General features: G+C 62.7%; 23 protein-coding genes and 1 pseudogene. 20 read left to right on the top strand and 4 right to left on the bottom strand.

Annotated elements, in window-relative coordinates:
- The first annotated feature begins 48 nt into the window (after positions 1–48).
- Genes mbhE through mnhG form a run of 7 tightly spaced genes read left to right on the top strand, consistent with a single transcriptional unit; the run spans position 49 to position 5,691 of the window.
- The gene (gene mbhE, locus ACOOFO_RS00650; protein ID WP_420429817.1) at positions 49–2,349 is read left to right on the top strand and encodes a hydrogen gas-evolving membrane-bound hydrogenase subunit E; all 2,301 of its coding nucleotides are present in this window, start codon (positions 49–51) and stop codon (positions 2,347–2,349) included.
- 8 nt (positions 2,350–2,357) lie between these two features.
- Positions 2,358–2,768 carry a Na+/H+ antiporter subunit B gene (locus ACOOFO_RS00645; protein ID WP_420429815.1) on the top strand — a complete coding sequence of 137 codons (411 nt, stop codon included), beginning with the start codon at positions 2,358–2,360 and terminating at the stop codon, positions 2,766–2,768.
- On the top strand, positions 2,768–3,115 hold the full coding sequence (locus tag ACOOFO_RS00640) for an NADH-quinone oxidoreductase subunit K (RefSeq protein ID WP_420427736.1): 348 nt from the start codon (positions 2,768–2,770) through the stop codon (positions 3,113–3,115). Before ACOOFO_RS00645 ends, ACOOFO_RS00640 begins: the two co-directional genes overlap by 1 nt.
- Positions 3,112–4,608 carry a Na+/H+ antiporter subunit D gene (locus tag ACOOFO_RS00635; RefSeq protein WP_420427735.1) on the top strand — a complete coding sequence of 499 codons (1,497 nt, stop codon included), beginning with the start codon at positions 3,112–3,114 and terminating at the stop codon, positions 4,606–4,608. The genes ACOOFO_RS00640 and ACOOFO_RS00635 overlap by 4 nt, the downstream gene beginning before the upstream one ends.
- Positions 4,605–5,078, top strand: coding sequence for a Na+/H+ antiporter subunit E (locus ACOOFO_RS00630; protein ID WP_420427734.1), 474 nt, complete (start codon positions 4,605–4,607; stop codon positions 5,076–5,078). The genes ACOOFO_RS00635 and ACOOFO_RS00630 overlap by 4 nt, the downstream gene beginning before the upstream one ends.
- Positions 5,075–5,338, top strand: a complete 264-nt coding sequence (locus ACOOFO_RS00625) for a monovalent cation/H+ antiporter complex subunit F (RefSeq protein WP_420427733.1) — start codon at positions 5,075–5,077, stop codon at positions 5,336–5,338. The genes ACOOFO_RS00630 and ACOOFO_RS00625 overlap by 4 nt, the downstream gene beginning before the upstream one ends.
- On the top strand, positions 5,335–5,691 hold the full coding sequence (mnhG, locus tag ACOOFO_RS00620; protein WP_420427732.1) for a monovalent cation/H(+) antiporter subunit G: 357 nt from the start codon (positions 5,335–5,337) through the stop codon (positions 5,689–5,691). Before ACOOFO_RS00625 ends, mnhG begins: the two co-directional genes overlap by 4 nt.
- On the opposite strand, the gene ACOOFO_RS00615 is transcribed toward mnhG, so the two are convergent.
- On the bottom strand, positions 5,688–6,098 hold the full coding sequence (locus ACOOFO_RS00615; RefSeq protein ID WP_420427731.1) for a SufE family protein: 411 nt from the start codon (positions 6,096–6,098) through the stop codon (positions 5,688–5,690). The two genes, mnhG and ACOOFO_RS00615, sit on opposite strands and share 4 nt — an antisense overlap.
- A gap of 163 nt (positions 6,099–6,261) precedes the next feature.
- Here ACOOFO_RS00615 and rph point away from each other — a divergent pair, with 163 nt between their 5' ends.
- The 9 genes from rph to ACOOFO_RS00570 all read left to right on the top strand — a co-directional run bounded on the left by rph (position 6,262) and on the right by ACOOFO_RS00570 (position 14,135).
- A complete protein-coding gene (gene rph, locus ACOOFO_RS00610) occupies positions 6,262–6,981 on the top strand; it encodes a ribonuclease PH (RefSeq protein ID WP_420427730.1) in 720 nt (239 codons plus the stop codon).
- Positions 6,978–7,583: an RdgB/HAM1 family non-canonical purine NTP pyrophosphatase gene (gene rdgB, locus ACOOFO_RS00605; RefSeq protein WP_420427729.1), complete on the top strand. Its 606-nt coding sequence runs from the start codon at positions 6,978–6,980 to the stop codon at positions 7,581–7,583. The genes rph and rdgB overlap by 4 nt, the downstream gene beginning before the upstream one ends.
- On the top strand, positions 7,583–8,755 hold the full coding sequence (hemW, locus tag ACOOFO_RS00600) for a radical SAM family heme chaperone HemW (RefSeq protein WP_420427728.1): 1,173 nt from the start codon (positions 7,583–7,585) through the stop codon (positions 8,753–8,755). The genes rdgB and hemW overlap by 1 nt, the downstream gene beginning before the upstream one ends.
- Entirely contained in the window at positions 8,752–8,937 is a 186-nt protein-coding gene (locus ACOOFO_RS00595) for a CPXCG motif-containing cysteine-rich protein (RefSeq protein ID WP_420427727.1), read from the top strand. The genes hemW and ACOOFO_RS00595 overlap by 4 nt, the downstream gene beginning before the upstream one ends.
- A 106-nt stretch (positions 8,938–9,043) precedes the next feature.
- Positions 9,044–9,247, top strand: a complete 204-nt coding sequence (rpmE, locus tag ACOOFO_RS00590) for a 50S ribosomal protein L31 (protein ID WP_420427726.1) — start codon at positions 9,044–9,046, stop codon at positions 9,245–9,247.
- Between the two features lie 123 nt (positions 9,248–9,370).
- Entirely contained in the window at positions 9,371–10,639 is a 1,269-nt protein-coding gene (locus tag ACOOFO_RS00585; RefSeq protein ID WP_420427725.1) for a malic enzyme-like NAD(P)-binding protein, read from the top strand.
- A 6-nt stretch (positions 10,640–10,645) separates the two neighbouring features.
- Positions 10,646–11,935 (top strand): citrate synthase, encoded by a 1,290-nt coding sequence (locus ACOOFO_RS00580; RefSeq protein WP_420427724.1) that lies wholly within the window; start codon positions 10,646–10,648, stop codon positions 11,933–11,935.
- Positions 11,936–12,055: 120 nt separating this feature from the next.
- Entirely contained in the window at positions 12,056–13,384 is a 1,329-nt protein-coding gene (locus ACOOFO_RS00575) for an MFS transporter (protein WP_420427723.1), read from the top strand.
- Positions 13,385–13,490: 106 nt separating this feature from the next.
- Positions 13,491–14,135, top strand: coding sequence for an outer membrane beta-barrel protein (locus ACOOFO_RS00570; RefSeq protein ID WP_420427722.1), 645 nt, complete (start codon positions 13,491–13,493; stop codon positions 14,133–14,135).
- 347 nt (positions 14,136–14,482) lie between these two features.
- Here ACOOFO_RS00570 and ACOOFO_RS00565 read toward each other — a convergent pair whose 3' ends face one another.
- Both ACOOFO_RS00565 and glnK read right to left on the bottom strand, forming a co-directional pair.
- Positions 14,483–15,715 (bottom strand): ammonium transporter, encoded by a 1,233-nt coding sequence (locus tag ACOOFO_RS00565; RefSeq protein WP_420427721.1) that lies wholly within the window; start codon positions 15,713–15,715, stop codon positions 14,483–14,485.
- 29 nt (positions 15,716–15,744) lie between these two features.
- Positions 15,745–16,083 carry a P-II family nitrogen regulator gene (glnK, locus tag ACOOFO_RS00560; protein ID WP_420427720.1) on the bottom strand — a complete coding sequence of 113 codons (339 nt, stop codon included), beginning with the start codon at positions 16,081–16,083 and terminating at the stop codon, positions 15,745–15,747.
- Positions 16,084–16,241: 158 nt separating this feature from the next.
- Between glnK and ACOOFO_RS00555 the strand changes: the two genes are divergently transcribed.
- From ACOOFO_RS00555 to ACOOFO_RS00540, 4 genes and pseudogenes are all read left to right on the top strand, one after another.
- Positions 16,242–16,502 (top strand): accessory factor UbiK family protein, encoded by a 261-nt coding sequence (locus ACOOFO_RS00555; RefSeq protein ID WP_420427719.1) that lies wholly within the window; start codon positions 16,242–16,244, stop codon positions 16,500–16,502.
- Positions 16,503–16,542: 40 nt separating this feature from the next.
- The gene (locus tag ACOOFO_RS00550; RefSeq protein WP_420427718.1) at positions 16,543–17,367 is read left to right on the top strand and encodes a magnesium chelatase domain-containing protein; all 825 of its coding nucleotides are present in this window, start codon (positions 16,543–16,545) and stop codon (positions 17,365–17,367) included.
- A gap of 2,428 nt (positions 17,368–19,795) precedes the next feature.
- Positions 19,796–20,236 (top strand): antitoxin Xre/MbcA/ParS toxin-binding domain-containing protein, encoded by a 441-nt coding sequence (locus ACOOFO_RS00545; protein WP_420429813.1) that lies wholly within the window; start codon positions 19,796–19,798, stop codon positions 20,234–20,236.
- A 384-nt stretch (positions 20,237–20,620) separates the two neighbouring features.
- Positions 20,621–20,806, top strand: a pseudogene (locus ACOOFO_RS00540) (thermonuclease family protein); the annotation flags it as partial.
- Between the two features lie 81 nt (positions 20,807–20,887).
- On the opposite strand, the gene ACOOFO_RS00535 reads toward ACOOFO_RS00540, so the two are convergent.
- Positions 20,888–22,507, bottom strand: coding sequence for a class I adenylate-forming enzyme family protein (locus ACOOFO_RS00535; protein WP_350165134.1), 1,620 nt, complete (start codon positions 22,505–22,507; stop codon positions 20,888–20,890).
- Positions 22,508–22,576 lie beyond the last annotated feature (69 nt).

The raw sequence follows: 22,576 nt of genomic DNA, 5'->3' as shown, positions 1-22,576 counted from the left end.
GGACAAGGGACAGACTCCCGAATGATTTCCGACATCGCATCCCACGCCATGCTGGTCGCGGTGCTCGCCTGTTTCGCGGCAGCCATTGCGGCGCCGGCGCTGCTCAGCCGACTGGGTACCGTGCTCGGTGGCCGCTTGCTGGCCCTGGTGCCGCTGGTCATGCTCGGCGTGCTGCTGTCCGGATGGGGCGGGCAGGTGGCGGCAGGCGGGACCGTGCTGCAGTCCCTGGCATGGATACCGGGGCTCTCGGTCTCGGCCTCCTTCCTGTTCGATGGCCTGTCCATGCTGATGGCCATCCTGGTGCTTGGTATTGGCGTGCTCATCGTGACTTTCGCCGCCACCTACCTCGCCGAGGACGCCCGCGCGCCCCGGTTCTTCGCCTATCTGATGTCCTTCATGGGCGCGATGCTGGGGCTCGTGCTGTCGGACAATCTGTTGTTGATGTTCATTTTCTGGGAGCTGACCAGCGTCACCTCCTTCATGTTGATCGGCTACGACCATGAGGATGAGAAGGCGCGCAAATCCGCATTCCAGGGCTTGTTCGTCACTGTGGCCGGGGGGCTGGTCATGCTTGCCGGCATCATCGTGCTCGCACAGCTGGCGGGTAGCTATGAGCTGAGCGTGATCCTCGCCGCCGATGATCTGCACGCAGCGCCGGGGGCTGGGCTGGCGCTGGGTCTGATTGCCATCGGCTGCTTTACCAAGAGTGCACAGTTCCCCTTCCACTTCTGGTTGCCCAATGCCATGGCGGCGCCGACACCGGTGTCCGCGTACCTGCATTCGGCCACCATGGTCAAGGCGGGGGTCTATCTGCTGGCGCGACTGCATCCAGTACTCGGCGAGCATGCGCACTGGTTCTGGTGGCTGGTGCCGGCGGGCAGCGTAACCATGCTGCTGGGGGCCGTTCTGGCTTTCCGCAGTTCCGGGCTCAAGCGGGTGCTGGCCTACACCACGGTCATGGCGCTGGGCACACTGACCTTGCTGCTTGGGCTCGGTGAAGCGGGAGCGGCGGTGAGTTTCCTGCTCGCGCATGCCCTCTACAAGGGTGCTCTATTCCTCGTCGCGGGCATCGTGACGCACGAGTCCGGCGCCAAGGACATTCGAGACGCCAACGGGCTGGCCCGTACTATGCCAGTCACTGCGGCCGCCGCTCTCGTTGCCGCGGCCTCGGCTGCGGGTCTGCCTCCGCTGTTCGGATTCATCGGCAAGGAATTGCTGATGGAGGCGGGTCAGCATGGCCCCATGCTGGTGCGCCTGATGGCGTTGCTGGCTGGCGCTTTGGTAGCGGCCATGGTGGCGACGCTGGTGCTGCGCGTGTTCTTCAGCGGTGACGGTGCCGCCAACCCGAAAGCGGCGCACGAGGCGCCCTGGTCGATGCTCGCGGGCCCGGTGGTGCTTGGCGTCGGCAGTGTGCTCTTCGGTCTGTTCCCGGCGCTGGCGACCGATGGCGTGCTTGCCGCCGCGGCTGCCGCCGCAGGACAGGACGGGAAGTTCTATCTGGCCCTATGGCACGGCTTCAATATGGCCTTGCTGATGTCCGCCATCTCGCTGCTCATCGCAGTCGGTCTGTACCTGGGATGGCCGACTCTGCAGCGGCGCTTCGCCGCCTGGACGGTGCCGGAACGATTCGGGGCCGAAGCCGGCTACGGGCGGCTGCTCGACGGTATTCTGGGCTTCGCCAGTCTGCAGACGCGGCTGCTGCAGAGCGGCTATCTGCGCTACTACGTCATGACCCTGTTGTTGGTGCTGCTCGTGCTGACCGGCGGCACCCTGCTGACGCGCACCGGCATCAATATCCCGGCCGGCGCCGAATTCGGGGCCTATGGGGTTCCCGGCGTGATGGCGGCCATTGTGCTCGCCGCCGGCTTGGCGGCGCTGCGCACCCGCACTGCGCTTAAGGCGGTACTGGCGCTGGGCGCCCTTGGCTTCGGCGTGGCGCTGGTCTTCCTCTGGTATTCCGCGCCAGACCTGGCAATCACGCAGGTGATGATCGAAACCCTGACCACCATTCTGCTCGTGCTTGTGTTGTTCCGTATGCCGCGCTTCCGGCGCTTGTCGACCGTGGCCGAGCGGGCACGCGATCTCATCATCGCCGTGTCGGTGGGCGCATTGATGACGGCGCTGGTGTGGATGGTCATTGGTGGCCGCCAGTTCCCCAGCATTGCCTCGTGGTTCCTGGAGCACTCGGTGCCGGATGGGCATGGCCGCAATGTGGTCAACGTGATCCTGGTGGACTTCCGCGCCCTGGACACGCTGGGAGAGATTTTCGTGCTGGCGCTGGCCGCGGTGGGCGTTTACGCGCTGCTGCGGGGCCCCGCGATGCTGGAAAGTGAGAGGAGCAAATCGTGAAGACCTCGATGCTGCTGCGTGTGGGCGCTCAATTACTGCTGCCGCTGCTCATGGTGCTGTCGGTCTATCTTCTGGTGCGTGGACACAACCACCCGGGTGGCGGTTTCATCGGTGGGCTGGTGGCATCCGCCGCTATTGCCTTGCATCTGTTTGCCGTGGACATCCGCTCGGCGCGCGGCGTGCTGCGCGCGGATCCGCGCACCCTGCTCGGCGTCGGGCTGTTGATCGCTCTCGTCGCGGCGGTCATGGGGCCGCTGGCGGGAGGCGCGGTGTTCGAAGGTCTGTGGATCGATGTCCATCTGCCGGTGGTCGGCAAGACCCATATTGGTACGCCGCTGCTGTTCGACATCGGGGTCTATCTGGTGGTCATCGGCGCCGTGCTGACCATGGCGCTGACGCTGGCCGAGGTGGAGGGCTGATGGCGGTCTGGCTGGCAATCACGGTGGGCGGCCTCTACGGCTGCGCCTTCTACATGCTGATGCGTCGCTCCATCACGAAGACGGTGATCGGCCTCATCCTGCTGTCGAACGCCGCCAATCTCCTGATTTTCGTTGCGGCCGGTCTGACCGAAGCGACTCCGGCCCTGATTCCGGCGGGCAGTTATCTGCCCGAGCCCGGTACTGCCGATCCGCTGGCACAGGCGCTGATCCTGACCGCCATCGTCATCGGCTTCGGTGTGCTCGCCTTTGCCATGGCGCTGATCTACCGCGCCCATGAAGTGCTGCATGTGGATGATTTCGACGCCCTGAAGGACGCCGACGAATGAGCTATCTGGTTGCTGCCCCGGTGCTGATCCCCATGCTCGCCGGGGCGCTCTCCCTGGTGGCATGGCGCTCGCACATGCTGCAGCGGGCGCTGGCGGTGCTGGGCACCGGCGCGCTGCTGATCTCGGCCATCCTGCTCATGATCGAGGTGGCGAACGAAGGCATTCAGGTCACCGAATTCGGCGGCTGGCCGGCACCGATGGGCATCGTCTTCGTTGCTGACTGGCTGAGCGTGCTGATGGTACTGCTGACCGGCATTACCGGATTGGCGGCCGCCATCTTCTCGTTGCCCGGTACCACGCTGCGCATGGAGCACGCCGGCTACTACGCGTTGCTGCATGTGTTGCTGGCCGGGGTCGCCGGCGCTTTCCTGACCGGTGACGTGTTCAATCTCTACGTCTGGTTCGAGATCATGCTGCTGGCCAGCTTTGCCCTGCTGGCCATGGGCGGCGAGCGCGCGCAGATGGCCGGCGCGCTCAAGTACGTTGTGCTCAACCTGATCAGTTCGGCCATCTTCCTGACCGCCATCGGCCTGCTCTACGGTCTGATCGGTACGCTGAACATGGCCGATGTGGCGGTGAAGGTGGCGGCGCTGGAGTCCAGCGACCGCGTCACCGTCATTGCGACCCTGTTCATGATCGCCTTCGGCATCAAGGCGGCGGCTTTCCCCTTGTTCTTCTGGTTGCCGGCTTCGTATCACACCCCGCCGGTGGCGGTGTCGGCGCTCTTTGCGGGGCTGCTGACCAAGGTCGGGGTCTATGCGCTGTATCGCTTCTTCACGCTCATCTTCACGGCCGATGTGGGCTTCACGCATGAGGTACTGAAGTGGGTGGCTGTATTCACGATGCTCTCCGGCGTCCTTGGTGCGGCGGCGCAGTTTGAATTCCGCCGCATTCTGTCCTTCCACATCATCAGCCAGATCGGCTACATGATCCTCGGACTGGCCCTGTATACGCCGCTGGCCGTTGCGGGTGGGGTCTTCTACCTCGCGCACCACATCATCGTGAAGGCCAATCTCTTCTTCATTTCCGGCGCCACCTACCATCTGCGCGGTTCGCATGATCTGTCGCGTATCGGCGGGCTATGGAAGACCCACCCATGGTTGGGCGTGCTGTTCCTCATTCCTGCGCTGTCGCTGGCAGGCGTGCCGCCGCTTTCCGGCTTCTGGGCCAAGTTCATTGTCATCAAGGCCGGCGTCGCCCTGGACGAATGGCTGGTGGTGGCCGCCGCGCTGTTGACGGGCCTGCTCACCCTGTATTCGATGATGAAGATCTGGATGGAGGTCTTCTGGAAGGCCACGCCACCGCAGACGGCGGAGTTGCGTGGCGTACGTCCCCCCTTCGCGATGATGCTGGTCATCGTCTCGCTGGCCGTGCTGACAGTGCTCATCGGCCTGGTGGCTGAGCCCGTCTGGCAACTGGCTGCGGCGGCCGCGGACCAGTTGCTGGATCCGAGCGCGTATATCGCGGCAGTACTTCCCGAGGGCGCGCAATGAACGGCTACGTCTTCAATCTGATGCTGATGCTGGCCTGGGCGGCCATCACGGGCTTCTTCTCGCTGAGCAATCTCGCGGTGGGCTTCGTGCTGGGCTATCTCATCATTGCCTTTACGCTGAGCAACGACCCGCGTTTTGCGCACTATGTGCGCAAGATTCCGCGGCTGGTGCGCTTCGTGGGCTTCTTCTTGAAAGAGCTGGTGGCGTCGAATCTGCGCGTGGCCTACGACGTGGTAACACCCACACACCTGATGCGGCCGGCAGTCATCCGCATGCCGATGGAGGCACGCACCAGCGGGGAGATCACCGTACTGGCCAACTTCATTTCACTGACCCCCGGCACGCTCAGCCTCGATATCGACGAGAAGAATCATGTGCTCTACGTGCATGTGATGTACCTCGATAACGAAGAGACCACGCGGGATCAGTTACGCGAGATGGAACGTCGCGTCCTGGAGGTTCTGCGATGAGCATCCTGATTGCGCTGAGCTACGGCATGCTCTGCCTCGGCATGATTTTCTCGTTCATCCGCTTGCTGCTGGGGCCGTCGCTGCCGGACCGGGTCGTGGCCCTTGAGCTGATCGCGTCACTCACCGTAGGCATGATCGCGACCTACGCCGTCGATACCAATGTCGGAGCGGCGCTCGATGTCGCCCTGGTGTTGGCGCTGACCGGCTTTCTGGCGGCGCTCGCCTTCGCGCGCTACCTCGAAAAGCGGGGGGAAGAATGATCTGGCTGGAATGGATTGCTTTGCTGCTGCTGGTGGTGGGCAGCGCCTTCATGATGATTGCCGCACTCGGTGCATTGCGCATGCCCGATCTGCTGACGCGCATGCACGCCACGACCAAGTCCGGGGTTTTCGGGGCCGGCCTGATGCTCGGTGGGGTGGCCTTGCACTATCTGGAGGCGAGCATCACCGCCCGCGTGCTCGCCATCGTCGGCTTCATCACCCTGACGTCGCCGCTGGCGGCGCATGCGATTGGTCGCGCAGGCTATTACACCGGTGCACCAATGTGGCGGGGCACCATCAAGGACGATCTGCGTGAGGACCTGGACGCCCAACGCGAGCGTGGCGAAGGCTAGCTGGCAGCGCGTTCTTCGGCCAGCTGCTTGATCCGTTGCACCATGGCATAGAAGCCATTGCGGCGGTTGGCGGTGATCTGATTCTCCAGGCCGAGACGGCTGAAGATGTCACCAATGTCCATGTCGCGCACTTCCGCCGCGTCGCGCTCGGACATGAGCATGCGTAGCAGGGCAATGAGGCCGCGCACGATGTGCGCGTCCGAGTCGCCACGGAACCGCAGCTGCGCTTCCGACCCGTTCTCGGGGACCAGCCACACCTGCGACATGCAGCCGCGCACCTTGTTTTCCTCCGTGCGCTCCTCGTCGGAGAGCGGCGGCAATTGGCTGCCCAGCTCGATGAGGTAGCGATAGCGCTCCTCCCAATCGCCGAGCATTTCGAAGTCTTCGATCAGTTCTTCCGGGTCCATGGCGATCATGCTAACCCGATTGTCCTCGTCGCCCGCAGGGCGGCGGGGTGCTGTCGGGCTTTGGCCGTCTCTGTCCCATGGACCAGCAGGCCATGGCTCGCGTTCGCGCGGGGGTGGAAGGCCATCGCTATACTGCGCGCCCTCTCGAACCTGGAAGCAAGCCATGGCCCGTCCCTCCGGCCGTACTCCGGATGCACTTCGCCCCATCCATTTCGAGCGCGGCTACACGCGGCATGCCGAGGGCTCCGTGCTGGTCGCCTTTGGCGATACCCGCGTGCTGTGCACTGCCAGCGTAGAGGAGCGCGTTCCGCCCTGGAAAAAGGCCGCCGGCGGCGGCTGGCTCACTGCAGAGTACGGCATGCTGCCGCGTGCCACCCACGATCGTGGCCGTCGCGAAGCTGCCAGCGGCAAGCAGTCCGGTCGTACCCAGGAGATCCAGCGGCTGATCGGTCGTAGCCTGCGCGCCTGTGTCGACCTCGATGCGCTGGGTGCGCGCACCATCACGCTGGACTGCGATGTGCTGCAGGCCGACGGCGGAACGCGAACCGCCGCCATCACTGGCGCCTATGTGGCGCTGGTCGATGCCGTCACTACCCTGCGTCGGCAGCACCTGGTGCGTCGGGATCCGATTCTTGGCCAGATCGCCGCGGTCTCTGTTGGTATCGTGGACGGCACGCCGGTGCTTGATCTGGACTATGCCGAGGATTCCAGCGCGGAGACCGACATGAACGTCGTCATGAACGAAGCCGGCCAGTTCATCGAGGTGCAGGGGACCGCCGAAGGACACGCCTTCCGGCGTGACGAACTCAATGCGCTGCTCGATCTGGCCGCGGCCGGAATCGCTGAACTGACCCGCGCCCAGCAGGAGGCACTGGCAGCATGAGGGTCTTGGTCCTTGCCAGCCGCAATGCCGGCAAGCTGACCGAAATGCAGGCGCTGCTGGCGCCGCAGGGCTGGCAGGTACGCCTGCTCTCGGAGTTCAGCGATGGGGCGGCGGCGGAGGATGCGCCCACCTTTGTCGAGAACGCGATCGCCAAGGCGCGTTATGCCGCCGCCGTCAGCGGACTACCGGCGCTGGCCGACGATTCCGGACTGGAAGTCGAGGTGCTGCAGGGCGCGCCCGGTGTGCGTTCCGCCCGCTACGCAGGCGTGGACGCCGATGACGCCGCCAACAATGCCAAGCTGCTCGCAGCCCTAGCCGATACGCCAGAGGCGGCGCGCATTGCACGTTTTGTCTGCGTGATGGCTTTCCTGCGCCATGCCGAGGATCCGGTGCCGCGCATCGCGCAGGGAGATTGGCAGGGTCGCATCCTCTCGGCCCCGCGAGGCGATGGCGGCTTCGGCTATGACCCACTGTTCGAGGTCACGGAGCTCGGCTGCAGCGCGGCGGAACTGTCGCGCGAACAGAAGCAGGCACGCAGTCACCGCGGGCAGGCCATGCGCGCGCTGCTTGCCCAGTTGCCGCGCGGAGGTGACGGCGGCTGATGCCCGCGACGTTGCCGCCACTGGCGCTGTACGTGCATCTGCCTTGGTGCGTCCAGAAATGCCCCTATTGCGATTTCAACTCCCACGGCTTGCGCGATGGCGCCCTGCCCGAGACCACCTACACCGAGGCGCTCCTGTCCGACATGCGCTGGGAAGCAGAGGTATTGGGGGTGGGGCGCCCGCTGGTCTCGGTGTTCTTCGGTGGGGGTACACCCAGCCTGTTCAGCCCATCCAGTATCGCTGCGGTGCTCGAGGCCGCGGATCGCGCCTGGGGGCTGGCCAGCGATTGTGAGATCACGCTGGAGGCGAATCCCGGAACCGCCGACGCGGCGCATTTTTCGGGTTATCGCGCGGCTGGCGTCAACCGCCTGTCACTGGGTGTGCAGAGTTTCGACGACGCGCAGCTGCGTCGCCTCGGCCGGATTCACGATGGGGCGGCCGCACAGCACGCCTATTCGTTGGCGCGTAAGGCGGGCTTCGGGAACATCAACCTCGACCTGATGTTCGCGCTGCCCGAGCAAAGCATGACGGAGGCGGCGGCGGACCTCGAGACGGCCATTGCGCTGGGCCCGGAACACCTGTCCTATTACCACCTGACGCTGGAGCCCAACACGGCTTTCGCTGCCGCGCCCCCGCCGTTGCCCGACGAGGATACGGCGGCGGACATGCTGGACGCCGGCGGGCGCTTGCTGCAGGCGGCCGGTTACGCGGGCTACGAGACCTCGGCCTGGGCGCAGCCCGGGCGGCGCTGCCGCCACAACCGCGTGTACTGGTCCTTTGGGGACTACATCGGCATCGGCGCTGGCGCGCATGGCAAGCATTCCGCACGCGGCGCCGACGGCAGCTTGTTGATCGAACGGCGCATACGTTGGCGGCACCCAAAGCAGTTCATGGCGGGGGCGGGGAGTGCAGAGGCGCTGCAGTCGCTTCAGCCCGTGGTGCCGCAGGCACGCCCCTTCGAGTTCGCCATGAACGCACTGCGCCTGCACGAAGGCTTTGATTGGGAGAGCCTTGCCGCGCACGCCGGGCTGTGTCGTGACGATCTGGCCGTTGTGCTGGAGGCGGCGCAACGGCGCGGCCTGTTGAGCGTGGACCAGACGGGGGTGCGGCCTACTGCACTGGGCCGGGCACACTTGAACACCCTGTTGCAGCTGTTCCTGGAGCCTGCGTGATCGAAGAAGTCGAGGTGACCTGTCCGGCGTGTTGGGAGTGCATCGCGCTGACGGTGGATCTGTCGGAGGGCAGTGCCGCCTACACCGAGGACTGCTCGGTGTGCTGCCGCCCCATGCTGGTGCGACTCGAGGTTGCGACGGACGGCGATTGGCAGGTCGACGTACAAGCCGAAAACGACTGAATGACGGGCTTTGCAGGCTGCCCGGGCAAACTTGCGGCGCCGGGCTAGCATTGGGAGTTGGCAATCATCTATACTCCGCGCCCCTTGTAGCTCCCGGGACTCGGCTATGAAGCCCGCTATTCACCCCAAATACGCACCGGTCAAAGTGACTTGCAGCTGCGGTCACTCCTTCGAAACGCAGTCCACGCTGGGCCAGGCGGAACTGTCTGTGGAAGTGTGTTCGAACTGTCACCCCTTCTACACCGGCAAGCAGAAGCTGCTTGACGCGGGTGGTCGCGTCGATCGTTTCCGCAAGCGCTACGGCGGCTAATCACGCTTGATTGGCGGTTGCCTGGGCGCGGTACGCGCCGGTGGCCGTCTGCCGCGTGTCGTGGCCGCTTTCCGTCGCCGCCCGTTGGCGTGACCCACCGCACTCACCAGTCCCCGGCATCCGATGTCCGACGCTTTCAAGCAGGCAGCGCTCGATTATCACGCCAAACCCCGGCCGGGGAAGTTGGCGATTGCCATCACTAAGCCTTTCACGACCCCGGAAGAGCTGTCGCTGGCCTATTCCCCGGGTGTTGCGGAACCGGTGATCGAAATCCAGCGGGACCCGGAGCTGGCCTTCCGCTATACCTCGCGCGGCAATCTGGTGGGCGTCATCACCAACGGCACGGCGGTGCTCGGCCTGGGCCGCACAGGTGCCCTGGCGGGCAAGCCCGTCATGGAAGGTAAGGCCGTCCTCTTCAAGAAGTTTGCGGATATCGATGTCTTCGATATCGAGGTGGATGCCAGCGATCCAGACGCCTTCATCGAAACGGTTGCGCGCATCGCGCCGACCTTCGGTGGCATCAATCTTGAAGACATCGCGGCCCCCGACTGTTTCCGCATTGAGCAGGCGCTGATCGAAAAGCTGGACATCCCCGTCTTTCACGACGATCAGCACGGCACGGCCATCATTGTTGCGGCTGGCCTGGTCAACGCCCTGCTGTTGCAGGAAAAACGGCTGGAAGATATTCGCATTGTCTGTCTCGGCGCTGGTGCCGCGGGTGTGGCCAGCATGAATCTGCTGGCCGCCATGGGCGCGCGCCGCGACAACATGCTGATGCTGGACCGCCAGGGCGTCATCCATAGCGGCCGCGAGGGCCTGCCACCGGAGAAGCAATCCTTCGCCGTGGAGACGGATCGGCGGACATTGGCAGAGGCGCTTGATGGCGCGGATGTGTTCATCGGCGTGTCCGGGCCGCGCTTGATGTCGGTGGACATGCTGAAAGGCATGGCCCCGCGACCGGTTGTCTTTGCTTTGTCTAACCCCGTGCCGGAGATCATGCCGAGCGAGGCCCTCGCCGCGCGCGATGACCTGATCATGGCAACCGGGCGCAGCGACTTTCCGAACCAGGTCAATAACGTTCTGGGCTTTCCCTATATCTTCCGGGGCGCACTGGATGTGAGGGCCCGCCGCATCAATACCGAGATGCAAATTGCTGCAGTGCACGCGCTTTGTGCCCTTACGCACGAGCGCGCGCCACGCGTAGTGATGGAAGCCTACCGCCAAACTTCGCTAAGCTTCGGGCCTGAGTACATCATCCCGAAGCCGCTCGATCCCCGGTTGATAGAGTTCGTGCCGCCAGCAGTTGCCGCTGCTGCGGTCGACACCGGGGTCGCGCGTTCGTCCTATCCAGCGCACTATCCGGCGCGTCCCGAGGCACCAAACCTGGAGTAGTTGCTCATGGCGCAATACAGCCTCCTCAATGAGGAAACCGGCGAAAAGACCGAACTGCCCGTCAAGACCGGAACCCGCGGTCCCCTCGGTCTGGACGTAGGCAAGGTCTACGCTCAGCAGGGTGTTTTCACCTACGATCCGGGCTTTACCAGCACCTGCTCTTGCGACTCGTCGATTGCCTACATCGATGGCGACGCCGGCATGCTGCTGTATCGCGGCTACCCTGTGGACCAGCTCGCGAAGCAGTCTTCCTTCATCGAAGTGGCCTACCTGATCCTCAACGGCGAGCTGCCGCAGAAGGATGAGTTGGAGAACTTCGACCGCAGCATCCGTCGTCACACCATGATCAATGAGTCGCTCAAGCGGCTCTTCGAGGGCTTCCGCTACGACGCGCACCCGATGGCCATGCTGTGCGGCGTCGTGGGTTCGCTGTCCGCTTTCTACCACGACACCACCAATAATCAGGATCCGGAACATCGCAAGATTTTTGCGCACCGGATGATCGCCAAGATCCCGACCATCACGGCGGCCGCCTACAAGCGCTACTTCGGTCAGCCCTTCATCTACCCGCAGAACCACCTGGACTACAGTTCCAACCTGCTGCAGATGATGTTTGCGGTGCCGTCCGAGCCTTACCACGTGGACCCGGTCGCAGCGAAGGCGCTGGATGTGCTGTTCATCCTGCACGCCGACCACGAGCAGAATGCCTCGACCTCCACGGTGCGTCTGGCCGGCTCCACCGGCTGCAACCCGTATGCCGCCGTCGCCTCGGGCATCGCCGCGTTGTGGGGGCCGGCGCACGGTGGCGCCAACGAAGCCGTGCTGCGCATGCTCGATCAGATCGGCACGGTGGAGAACGTCAAGCCCTTCATGGAGAAGGTCAAGAACAAGGAAGCGGGCGTGCGCCTGATGGGCTTCGGCCATCGCGTGTACAAGAACTATGACCCGCGTGCCACCATCATCCGTGAACACTGTCATAACGTGCTCAAGCACTTCGGGCAGGAGAATGACCCGCAGATGGAATTGGCGCTGGAACTCGAGCGCATCGCTCTGGAGGACGACTACTTCAAGGAGCGCAAGCTCTACCCGAATGTCGACTTCTACTCCGGCATCATCTACAAGGCGCTCGGCATCCCGGTGAACATGTTCACGCCGATGTTCGCCATTGCCCGCACGGTGGGTTGGGTGGCGCACTGGTCCGAAATGGTCTCCGATACGACCACCCGCATCGGCCGTCCACGCCAGGTGTATACCGGCGCCGATATCCGCGACTACCAGCCGATGGACAAGCGCTGAGGCGCGAAGCCGTCGCACAGCAAGAGCCACATCCCCGGATGTGGCTTTTCTTTTTCTGGGGGCGGGTACGCGTAGCCGAGATGGGTAATCAGGCGCCTTCATCCGTTCAAGGAGCAGGTCATGCCTGACGGGCACGCGCGATTGCGCTGGGGGCAACTGCTGGCCTACGGCACGCTCGGCTTGCCACTGACGGCCATGCTGTTGCCGTTGGTGGTCTTTCTGCCTCCTTACTACGCCGCCTTGCCGGGTGTGGGGGCCGCCGCCGTCGGTGCTGTGCTGTTCGGAGCGCGGATTTGGGACGTCATCACCGATCTGGGCGTCGGTTGGCTGTCAGACCGCTGGCGCGGCCGATATGGTCGGCGTCGCCCCTTCATCGTGCTGGGGGCGCCTGTCCTGCTGCTGGGGACGTGGCTGCTGTTTGCACCGCCGGAAGGCGCTGGCTGGGCCTATCTGCTCACCACCGCCTTGCTCGCCTATCTGGGCTGGACACTGGTGTCCTTGCCCTATCAGACCTGGGGCGCCGAACTGACGGCCGACTACGACGAGCGCTCTCGTGTCACCGCAGCCCGCGAGGGCTTTGCCGTACTCGGGACGATGGTCGCCATCCTGCTTCCGACCGTGGTGCAGCGCCAGACCGGGAGCGAAGCCGCCGGGCTGCAGTCGATCTTCTGGTTCCTGCTGGTGGCGCTGCCGCTGGCCATGGTGCTGCTGCTGCGCGCTGTTCGGGAGCCGCAGGTGCCGCAGCAGGCTGCGCTGCATCCGGGAGAGGGCTTGGCCTTGCTGGCGGCCAATCGCCCTTTCCGCCGTCTGGTCCTGGCCTATCTCGCCAATGGCGCGGCCAATGGTTTTCCGGCCACGCTGTTCATCTTCTTCAACATCCATGTGCTTGAAGTCAGCCGTGAAATGGCAGGCATTGCCCTCATCGTTTACTTCCTTGCTGCGGTCCTTGGGTTGCCGCTATGGATGCAACTGGGGCGCGCCATGCCCAAGCATCGGCTCTGGTGCGCGTCCATGCTGTGGGCGGCATTCGTCTTCGCCTTTGCCACGCAGCTGGGGCCGGGGGACTTTGGCTGGTATCTCCTCATCTGCGTGCTGGCCGGGTCCTGTCTCGGGATTGATCAGGCGGTGCCGGCGTCCATGCAGGCCGATGTCATCGACGAAGACACGGCGGCTGGCGGTGGTGGCCGCGCCGGTCTGTATTTCGGACTGTGGGGCATGGCGACCAAGCTGGCTTTTGCCGTGGCCGTCGGGGTGACCTACCCCTTGCTGGAATGGGCCGGTTTCGATGCCAGTCAGGACGGGCAGGAGGTGGCCGCACTGGGCATGTTGGTGTTCCTCTATGCGCTCTTGCCGGTCGTGGTCAAGCTCGGCGTGGTCGTCATGGTATGGCGCTATCCGCTGGATCGCGAACGGCACGCGCAGTTGCGTCAGCGCATTGCGGGTGGCTGAGTGACGCATCCGTCAGCTGTCCGGGGCCTGCTGTCCGCAGTTGGCGGCAGAATTCCAGGTCCAATGTGCTAGCCTTCCGGCAATTCCAGTGTTCGGGGGCGGTTCCATGGTCAGCAGGCACCTTGCGCAATGCGTCGTAGCCGGGGCGGTGTTGTCTTCGATGGTGTCCACGCTTCAGGCGGCGGATCTCTCGCCAGGACCCTATATCAAGGGCTTTGCGGGCTATAGCGATCTGGAGGTGGAGGTCGACGATGGCGAGGGCGGCGTCTCGCGCTTCGACGCCGACGGAAGCGTCTTTGGTGGTGCCCTGGGCTATCTCGCCCCTTGGGGACGCGGCGCCGTGGGCATTGAACTGAATGCCTATGCCGACGACGCAAACAAGCGCGCTGATGTGCTGCTGCGTGACCCGGAGACCGGCAACAGCAGCGAAGGAAGCCTCGAGTTGCAGGGCGACTATGGCTACGGTGTGAAGCTGCTGCTCGGCGGCTTCGTCGCGCGCAAGGTACTCGTCTATGGCTTTGGAGGCTGGCAGTGGTACCGCGCCGAGGCGACGGTTGGACGGTCGGACGGCAGCTTCACGCGCGATTCGGAGCAGTTCGAAGGCGCGCGCGGCGGCGTCGGGGCTGCCATTCCGCTCGTTGGCCAGGCATGGTCCGTACAGGTGGAATACAGCCGTAGCTTCTACGACGAGGAGTCCTTCAGCGAGCCGACGCAGGATCTCTTCACCGTCGGTCTGGCCTTCACCTACTGAAGCCCCTTCCGGGGTTCGGATCCGATCCCAACGTAGCGGCTGAGCCGCTTTTCCGCAGCAAACTTTTGCCTGCATGGCGACGCGCCAGGCGATGCCATGTCACGTTTTGGTCGGTTGGAGCTGCGGTCTCGAAGCAAAGCACACGCCACCCCTGTTGCCCTTCCTTTTGGCGCTGCGGTGCCTGCTAGGCCCCGCGTATGAAACGCTGATTGAAGGCACGGACATTGCTCTGCGGCACCGTGGACGAAGTATCGCTTTGCCCAGAGATCCCTATGGCCCAAAAAAAACGGGCTCCCGAAGGAGCCCGCAAATCGGTCCAGAAGACCGGGAGACGACACGGGGAAAACTTATTCGTTGGTGAACTCGGGGTAGGCTTCCATCCCGCACTCGGAGATGTCCACGCCCGCTTCTTCTTCCTCTTCCGAGACACGCAGGCCCATGATCGCCTTGATGAGGAAGCCGAACACGAGAGCCAGACCGAAGGTCCAGGCGAAGATCGAACCAATGCCGATGAGCTGAGCGCCGAAGCTGGCGCCGCTGAAGACGGCAACCGCGAGCACGCCCCAGATGCCGACCGTGCCGTGCACGGAGATCGCACCGACCGGGTCGTCGATCTTGGCCTTTTCGAGGCCGACGATCGAGAACACCACGATGACGCCGCCGATGGCACCGATGATCGTGGCCAGCAGGCCGGACGGTGACAGCGGATCAGCCGTGATGGCCACCAGACCCGCCAGCGCGCCGTTCAGCGCCATGGTGAGGTCGGCCTTGCCAAACATGGCCTTGGCCACGAGCAGCGCGGCGATCAGGCCACCGGAGGCCGCCATGTTCGTGTTCACGAAGACGCGGGCGACATTATTGGCGCTGTCGACGCTGGCAACGGCCAGTTCCGAACCGCCGTTAAAGCCGAACCAGCCCATCCACAGAATGAAGGTACCGAGCGTGGCGAGCGGCAGGTTGGCACCGGGGATGGCGTTGACCTTGCCATCAGCACCGTACTTGCCACGACGCGGTCCGAGAACGATCACCAGCGCAAGGGCCGCGGCCGCACCGCACATGTGCACGATGCCGGAACCAGCGTAGTCGCTGTAGCCCACTTCGCTCAGGAAGCCGCCGCCCCAGCTCCACAGACCCTGGATCGGGTAGATGAAGCCCGTCATGATGACCGCGAAGACCAGGAAGGAGAACAACTTCATGCGCTCGGCAACGGCACCCGAGACGATCGACATGGCCGTTGCGACAAACACAACCTGGAAGAAGAAGTCCGACAGGTTGGAGTAGTAGGGCGCATCTTCACCACCGGCAGTAACGGCTTCGGCGCTGTTGTCAGCCATGCTGAGGATCAGATCGAAGCCGGGCAGGACATAGCCGCCGCCGTACATGAAGTTGTATCCGATGATCAGATACATAATGCACGCCGTGGCGAAAAGCGCAACGTTCTTGGTAAGGATTTCAACCGTGTTCTTGGCGCGGACCAGGCCTGCCTCGAGCATGGCGAAGCCAGCCGCCATCCACATGACGAAGGCGCCGGATATCAGGAAGTAAAACGTATCCAGCGCGTATGCGAGTTCTTTTTCCATCGGGAATGCTCCTTGTGTTCAGGGGCGCCTTAGAGCGCGTCCGTTCCGGTTTCGCCGGTGCGGATACGCACCGCCTGCTCGAGCTCGAAGACGAAGACCTTGCCGTCACCGATCTTTCCGGTGTGTGCGGCCTTGGTAACGGCTTCAATGGCGGCATCGAGCTTGTCCGGCTCGATGGCAACTTCGATCTTCACCTTGGGCAGAAAATCGACGACGTATTCCGCGCCGCGATACAGCTCGGTGTGACCTTTCTGACGGCCGAAGCCCTTGACTTCGGTCACGGTGATGCCCTGCACGCCGATCTCCGACAGGGCTTCACGTACCTCGTCAAGCTTGAACGGCTTGATGATTGCACTGATGAGTTTCATTACCAGACTCCATGTGGTCGTGTGAGCCGGGACGCGGCTGCCTGCGCCCGGTTGGCTCTGGTGAATGCGAGACTCGTGCCAACTTTTGAAATAATCATGCAATCAGTGGTTTGGCGGTGGTGGTGGCATCCATAGCGCGCGCGCTCCATACTTTGGCTATGAACCAAGAACCACAGCTGGACGAGCTCGCCGCGCGCCTGGTCCGGGCCGTTCCGGGCATGACCGCAATGCGCACCGAATTGGAGCAGAACTTCCGCGCCTTGCTGCGCTCCCACCTGGATCGCCTTGACCTGGTCTCGCGGGAGCGTTTCGATACACAGGCGGAGCTGCTGGCACGCACCCGCGCGCAGCTCGAAGCACTGGAAGCCCGTATCCGGGCCCTCGAAAGCGAATCGTCGAACCAGCAAGGAAACCCGTGACGTGACTCTTGCCACCGTGGCCTCCCGAGCAGTCAATGCAATGACTGCCGATTTGGTGACGGTGGAAGTACATCTCGCCCCGGGTTTGCCCGGCTGGAGTGTCGTCGGCCTGCCGGAGGGCGCCGTTCGCGAAGCCAAGGATCGCGTGCGCGCCGCATTGGTCCAGTGTGGCTATGACATTCCGGCCAAACGCATCACCATCAACCTGGCGCCGGCAGATCTGCCCAAGGAAGGCGGGCGTTTTGATCTGGCAATGGCGCTCGGCATGCTGCTGGCATCCGGTCAGTTGCCTCGTGATGCCTTGCATGGTGTGGAGGTGCTCGGCGAGCTGTCGTTATCCGGTGCCGTGCGGCCTGTACGCGGCGTCCTCCCCGCCGCGATCCGCTGTCACGAAGCCGGTCACGCCCTCCTGCTCCCCAGCGAGAACCTGCTCGAAGCCTCGCGCGCTGGGGCGGTGCGGCTGCATGCAGCGGACACCCTTGCCGCCATCTGCCAGGCCTTGCAGACCGGGGAGCTGCCCATCAGCGCTGCCCCTGCAACTGCGGCCCCCGAGTCAGAGGTGGTGCTCGATATGGCCGATATCCATGGGCAGAGCCAGGCGCGGCGTGCACTCGAAGTGGCTGCCGCAGGTGCGCACAGCCTGCTCATGACAGGACCGCCGGGCAGTGGAAAATCCATGCTGGCCGCGCGTTTGCCGACCATCTTGCCGCGCCTTGGGCATGCGGAGGCTTTGGAAGTGGGAGCCATCGCCTCCGTCGCGGGCTGCTTCGATGCACAAAAATGGGGCATTCCCCCTTTTCGTCAGCCGCACCACACCACATCCGCGGCTGCTTTGGCGGGTGGAGGCTGTGATTTCGCGCAGTAGTTGGGACTGGTCACAGAAGTTAAGACTTGGTATGTATGCCAAGTCTTCACTACTTGCTGGTTTATGTGACACATCCTCAAAGGCGTGGCCACGGGTGGCCCACAGATGATCGTATCTGGCAAATACACTGGCTGGGTGGCTTAAGTAAGAACCCTGACCTGCCGTCAGAGCCTCTGCTAGAGGTCTTCTTGAAGCCTCGCATGCCGGGTTCGCCAAAGAACTCGACAGAGCCTAACGCGCATGGGGTGCGCGCAAAGGTGGGAGTCGGCTATTTCCCGGCAATGAGGGTTGGGGCCTTATGGGAATCCGGTCGACCGGTTGCGCTTGCTAGGCTGAATTCACTATCAGCAGCAGTCGACTTTTCGCGGAGCGGATGCCGGGTGGTTCGAGCGGGAGACAAGCTCCCACCTGGAGATCAGCGCAAGGCCGCGAACCACTTTTACATCCCTCCATTCGACTACCGATTGGAAGAAGCTGATGCTCGTCGGGCCTTCTGCGTCGTGTACCCGCTCACCAATGGACGGGATGAGATTATTCTCCCGTGCACTGAGGTAGCTCGCGCATGGTATCTGAGAAGCACCACATTGGTGCACGCCGTGCTCGGTACCGACCCGTATGACTGGATTGGGTCCGTCGCGAATCCCGAACGCACGTATTTGCAGGCTGATGGAGGCTACCGTCTTGGCCTTCGCAAGCAATTCTCGTTTCAGGACGCCGTGGTCGTTGCCACGGTTCTCCTGAATGAGGATGCACGCGTGGGCGCGAAGCGAATATTTGAGTCAATGGTGCGTTCACTACAGAGTGATAATCCCGCAGAGGTCTTCTGTATGCCCCCCGTCTCTGATGTGCAAAAGGTGCGGGCACATGGCGTCTGGACGTACTCAGGTGGTGTGAGGCGCTTCCTCGTGCACCACTTGTCGCAAGTGCCCTTTCCCGATCTACCAGAGCTTCACGTAGAACACGACAGTTACAACCCGGTTGGTCCTGGCACTGCAATCGATGGCGAGACAAACCAGCTCCCCGCCGCCTGGCCCGGCCACCGCAATAGGGGAAGTCGGGTGCTCGGAGAAGAGACCGTGTCATCCGAAGAGGAACCGGATCTGAACATGCCTTTGTGCCATGTCGGTGCGGACCTTCCCGAGATCAGTAATCCGCCCTCCATAACTCCGGCAGCACCCAGGGATCCAGTCTCGCGCTCAGTCTCCTCACCTGGGGGAGTCGAGTTCTCTCCTCATCATTCGACTGCCCCTGGTCGCTACTCGGAAGGCAATCCAACCCCGCTTCGCATTGTCAACGAGGCTTCGTCTTCACAGATGAACCGGACTTCCCGGCTGCCATCCGATTTTCAATCGTTCAGTCGTGCTCTGTCCTATCTGGAGTCGTTTGGACTGCACGCTGAAGTGCTGAGCATAGATGCGGATCCGATTAGAGCCAACGGCTTAGTCATCTCCCAGGTTGACGTCAGCGATCCTCGAAACAACCAGAGAGCGGCTCGCTCTGGCGGGCAGCCCAGGCAGTACGTGCTGGTCGAACTCACTCGAGATGGACTGGTGGCCTACTGCTGGGAATTCGAGCCGCGGCAATCATCTAGCCACTCGGCTTCGAAGTCGGGTCCACCCACCGCTGTCATTTGCACAAGCGATGGCTCTCAGATGACGAGAGAGCAAATCAGAGAATGCGTCTCGGCGTTCGTCACGAACAACGGGGTGTGGCCTCAAAGGATTGGCGACAGCATCCAAGTTGATCGCATTGCACATAGGCATACCAGTGAACGTGCGTTCGCGGAGAAAATCGTGCACAAGTACAAGACGCTCTGCGTCGGGTCTGATGCATCCGTAGCGAACGACCCGCAGCCTGAAGAGTCGGGGCTAGCAGCCGCGCACTAGCGAGTGATGTTGGACTGAGTTTTATCGTGCTTTATTGCGACCTTCGATAATTATTGCGATAGGCAATAAAGCGCGACAAAAGTGCCGTACCCTGGGTCGTCGGAGGTTCTATACACCGTGGGTCACGGCAATTTTGAAACGATCATCCGAGTGCAGGGCTTATTGAGTCAGAGGAATGATCAATCGGGCTGGCCGGTCTCCGTCTTGCCAGGCCGGAAACTCTTTCGCAGATCCTCAACTGTAATGTTACTGAGCGCAGCTACCGCTTGTCGGCCGCGTGGGCTGTTCAACTTCTCATGGACGCGATCGTAGTAATCGGGCTCCTTGCCATCCTGAACGCTGGCGCGGCGGCTCTTGTCTTGGGAAGAACTTCGTTGGTTCATAAGTTCTGCTCCTTGGTCAGCTTAGGTACCGAACCCCTACTTGAACACTGTTGGGCGACTCGCGGCGGTTGCCAAACGGCATCATTGCCCGTCGGAGAGTGATCTAGCGTCTCCCCGGCAAGGGCGCTAACCTTGCAACGCGACTACCTGAAGCAAGGCGTGAGAACACAGTACGACGTCAAGTTGATCGCTGCGATCCTCGGGTTGCACCATGGGCGTGAAGGCTACTCCAAAATATGGCTTTCTGAGCGCATGCGGCAAGGCTTGCCGGGCGTTTCGCTTGTGCGCGTCCATCAGAATGTTCTCGGAGGAAATAAGGAGCATCTGAGGCCTGTCGCGTCGCGGTCGACCCTGATTCGAGCGCGCAGGGGAAGCGGTCCCTTAAGCCCATCAACCAGTGAAAAGGTTGTGCGCTTGGCGCAAGTTTGGATCCAGGCTCAAGGGGTCTACAAAGACGATTCCAAGGCGCGAAGATTCCTTGCTGAGCCGCACATGATGCTCCGTGGGTTGCCCCCTTTGACCGTCGCTGTGACAAACAGAGCGGGTCTCGAAGCCGTGGAGCAATTAATCGGCCGACTACGCTTTGGATCCGCGCCTTGAGGTCTGCGCCGTTCTTCCGAGGCGTTCGCCAGGTAGGTCACCTGAGTTTGTTGTGTCCGCGAGCCGGTTTCTCTCGTCCCACGCCATTGATTGAGCGGCCAACGTGGTCCTGACTGCGCTAAAGCCAAGATCGACACGCATGCTTACCCCACTGTCCCAGAAAAATCCCACCTTCAGATCGCGATGGCGCTGGCGGGATCGCTCGTATTGGGATGCTCGTCGGCTGAAAGCGCGTTGACAGGCGTGGCTTCCGTCATCGACGGCGACACAATCGAGATTCACGGGGAGCGCATCTGCTTCGGTGGCATAGATGCGCCGGAGGGGGGACAAGTCTGTCGCCGTAATGGGGAGAAGTGGCGGTGTGGTCAGGCCGCGAGTTAAGCGCTGGACCATTGGATTGGCGGAAAAACCGTTCGTTGCGAAACGACCAACAAGGACCGGTATGGTCGCTGGATTGCCGAGTGCTTTCGACAGGACGAGAGCATTAGCCGTTGGTTGGTGCGCGAGGGCTGGGCGTTGGATTGGGCGCGCTATAGCAATGGCAAGTTCAGCGTCGAGCAAAAGCATACCGAGGCCGAACAACGTGGGGAGTGTCCTGAATTTCGGGGGGGGGGGGGCGATCGACAAAGCGCAAGGCGCGGGCCTTTTTCTTTACAGGCCCCGCAATTCCTTTTTCAGTATCTTGCCCACCGGATTGCGGGGCACCGCCTCAACCAATTTCAACTTCTCCGGCAGCTTGTAGACACTCATCCCCTGCTTCTTCAGGTAGTCGTTGATTTCCTCCAGGGCCGGAGGGTTGTCTGCATCGGCTGGCACCACACAGACACAGACCCGCTCTCCCATGATGTCGTCCGGCTGAGGTATCACGGCCACGTCCTTCACCTTGGCAAAACCCAGCACCGCGTTCTCCACCTCCACGCTAGAGATGTTGAAACCACCCCGAATCACCATGTCTTTCTTGCGATCATAGAAGCCCAGGTGCTTGTCATCCTGGACGATGAACAGGTCACCGGTGCGGAAGAAGCCATCCGCTGTGAAGGACCGCTCGCTAATATCCGGCCGCTGGAAGTAGCCGGCAAACACCCCCGGGCTGCGATAGCACAGCTCACCAATGCCACCGGGTTCGGTGATTTCCTCATCCCCGTCACCGAGGACCTTCACTTCGATACCACGGATACCGGAGGGCCATTCGACGCCTTCCTTGCCCCACCAGGGCAGATGATCCACCCGCCTGTCCAGATCCGGCACATCCGCCGGACCGGCCACCAAACAGGTCCCTTCGTTCTGCCCCCATATATTGACAATCTCGATATCCCAGCGGCGCTTGAATTCCTGCAGGGACCAGGCCGAGGGCGGCGCCGAACCGGTGGTGATCGTGCGCACGCTCGACAGATCTAGTTGGTCCACGTTGGGCAGTTTTGCAATCATGTTCAGCATCGCCGGTACCAGAATGGTGTACTCGATCCGCTCTTCGGTCAGCTGGCGCAGCAGGATCTCCGGCGTAATGGGATGATGCAGCACCAGGGTGCCCGCCGCCGCCAGCCAGGGTAGGTAGTTCACTCCTACCGCCGTCATATTCACCAGCGGCGCCACGCACAGAATGCGGTCGCCCTTCTGAAGGCCACAGGTGGTGAACACCAGGCGGACCATGAACTCCCAGTTGTTGTGGCTCATGGGGCAGCCCTTGGGCTCTGCCTCGGTGCCCGAGGTCCAGCACAGGGTGAATATGTCGTTGGCATCCACCGGCACCTGCGGGACGCGGCCAGGCTCTGCCAGGGCGATATCGGTCAGTTCCTCCAAGCCAATATAGTGCTCGAAGCCCAGATCCTGGCCCAGCGCCCGGTAATCAAAGCCGTGGAAGTTTTCCACAGAGACATAGAAACTGGCCCGGGTTATTTCTTTCACATAGCCCACATCCTTGCGTCGCCATTGCAGGGGCAACGCGGAAAGCAGGCCGCCGGCCTTTGCCGCGGCCAGATAGAGCATGGCCAGCTCCCAGACGTTGGGCAGCTGAGCCACCAGTATGTCATCCTTGCCGAAGCCCCGGCTTGCCAGTTCAGCGGCGGTGGCGTCCGCGGCCCGGGAGAACTCGGCCCAGGTCAGCCGCTGTGCTGGCGTACCGACCAGTTCATCGCGGTTGGGGGGATCCACCACCGCTTCCCGGTCGGGATGGGCGACGCAGTTGGCGGCAAAGCGTTCCAGCAACGTGCTGTTTCCCCAGTAGCGGTTGCCGGTGTATTCCTCAATGATTTCCGGTTTGTGCAGGATCACGATTTGCCACTCCTGTTGTCTTCATGTTGATAAAGGCCGCTTCCATAAGCTTCACGATGATCGGCACCG

Source organism: Algiphilus sp. (assembly GCF_965216485.1).
In the GTDB taxonomy this organism is placed as follows: domain Bacteria; phylum Pseudomonadota; class Gammaproteobacteria; order Nevskiales; family Nevskiaceae; genus Algiphilus.
Note: the sequence above shows the minus strand (reverse complement) of the source record. Positions and strands in the feature narration are given on the sequence as shown.

Coding starts and splice junctions, on each gene's coding strand:
- mbhE (WP_420429817.1), top strand. CDS start 49: ATGCTGGTCGCGGTGCTCGCCTGTTTCGCGGCAGCCATTGCGGCGCCG.
- ACOOFO_RS00645 (WP_420429815.1), top strand. CDS start 2,358: ATGCTGCTGCGTGTGGGCGCTCAATTACTGCTGCCGCTGCTCATGGTG.
- ACOOFO_RS00640 (WP_420427736.1), top strand. CDS start 2,768: ATGGCGGTCTGGCTGGCAATCACGGTGGGCGGCCTCTACGGCTGCGCC.
- ACOOFO_RS00635 (WP_420427735.1), top strand. CDS start 3,112: ATGAGCTATCTGGTTGCTGCCCCGGTGCTGATCCCCATGCTCGCCGGG.
- ACOOFO_RS00630 (WP_420427734.1), top strand. CDS start 4,605: ATGAACGGCTACGTCTTCAATCTGATGCTGATGCTGGCCTGGGCGGCC.
- ACOOFO_RS00625 (WP_420427733.1), top strand. CDS start 5,075: ATGAGCATCCTGATTGCGCTGAGCTACGGCATGCTCTGCCTCGGCATG.
- mnhG (WP_420427732.1), top strand. CDS start 5,335: ATGATCTGGCTGGAATGGATTGCTTTGCTGCTGCTGGTGGTGGGCAGC.
- ACOOFO_RS00615 (WP_420427731.1), bottom strand. CDS start 6,098: ATGGACCCGGAAGAACTGATCGAAGACTTCGAAATGCTCGGCGATTGG.
- rph (WP_420427730.1), top strand. CDS start 6,262: ATGGCCCGTCCCTCCGGCCGTACTCCGGATGCACTTCGCCCCATCCAT.
- rdgB (WP_420427729.1), top strand. CDS start 6,978: ATGAGGGTCTTGGTCCTTGCCAGCCGCAATGCCGGCAAGCTGACCGAA.
- hemW (WP_420427728.1), top strand. CDS start 7,583: ATGCCCGCGACGTTGCCGCCACTGGCGCTGTACGTGCATCTGCCTTGG.
- rpmE (WP_420427726.1), top strand. CDS start 9,044: ATGAAGCCCGCTATTCACCCCAAATACGCACCGGTCAAAGTGACTTGC.
- ACOOFO_RS00585 (WP_420427725.1), top strand. CDS start 9,371: ATGTCCGACGCTTTCAAGCAGGCAGCGCTCGATTATCACGCCAAACCC.
- ACOOFO_RS00580 (WP_420427724.1), top strand. CDS start 10,646: ATGGCGCAATACAGCCTCCTCAATGAGGAAACCGGCGAAAAGACCGAA.
- ACOOFO_RS00575 (WP_420427723.1), top strand. CDS start 12,056: ATGCCTGACGGGCACGCGCGATTGCGCTGGGGGCAACTGCTGGCCTAC.
- ACOOFO_RS00570 (WP_420427722.1), top strand. CDS start 13,491: ATGGTCAGCAGGCACCTTGCGCAATGCGTCGTAGCCGGGGCGGTGTTG.
- ACOOFO_RS00565 (WP_420427721.1), bottom strand. CDS start 15,715: ATGGAAAAAGAACTCGCATACGCGCTGGATACGTTTTACTTCCTGATA.
- glnK (WP_420427720.1), bottom strand. CDS start 16,083: ATGAAACTCATCAGTGCAATCATCAAGCCGTTCAAGCTTGACGAGGTA.
- ACOOFO_RS00555 (WP_420427719.1), top strand. CDS start 16,242: ATGAACCAAGAACCACAGCTGGACGAGCTCGCCGCGCGCCTGGTCCGG.
- ACOOFO_RS00550 (WP_420427718.1), top strand. CDS start 16,543: ATGACTGCCGATTTGGTGACGGTGGAAGTACATCTCGCCCCGGGTTTG.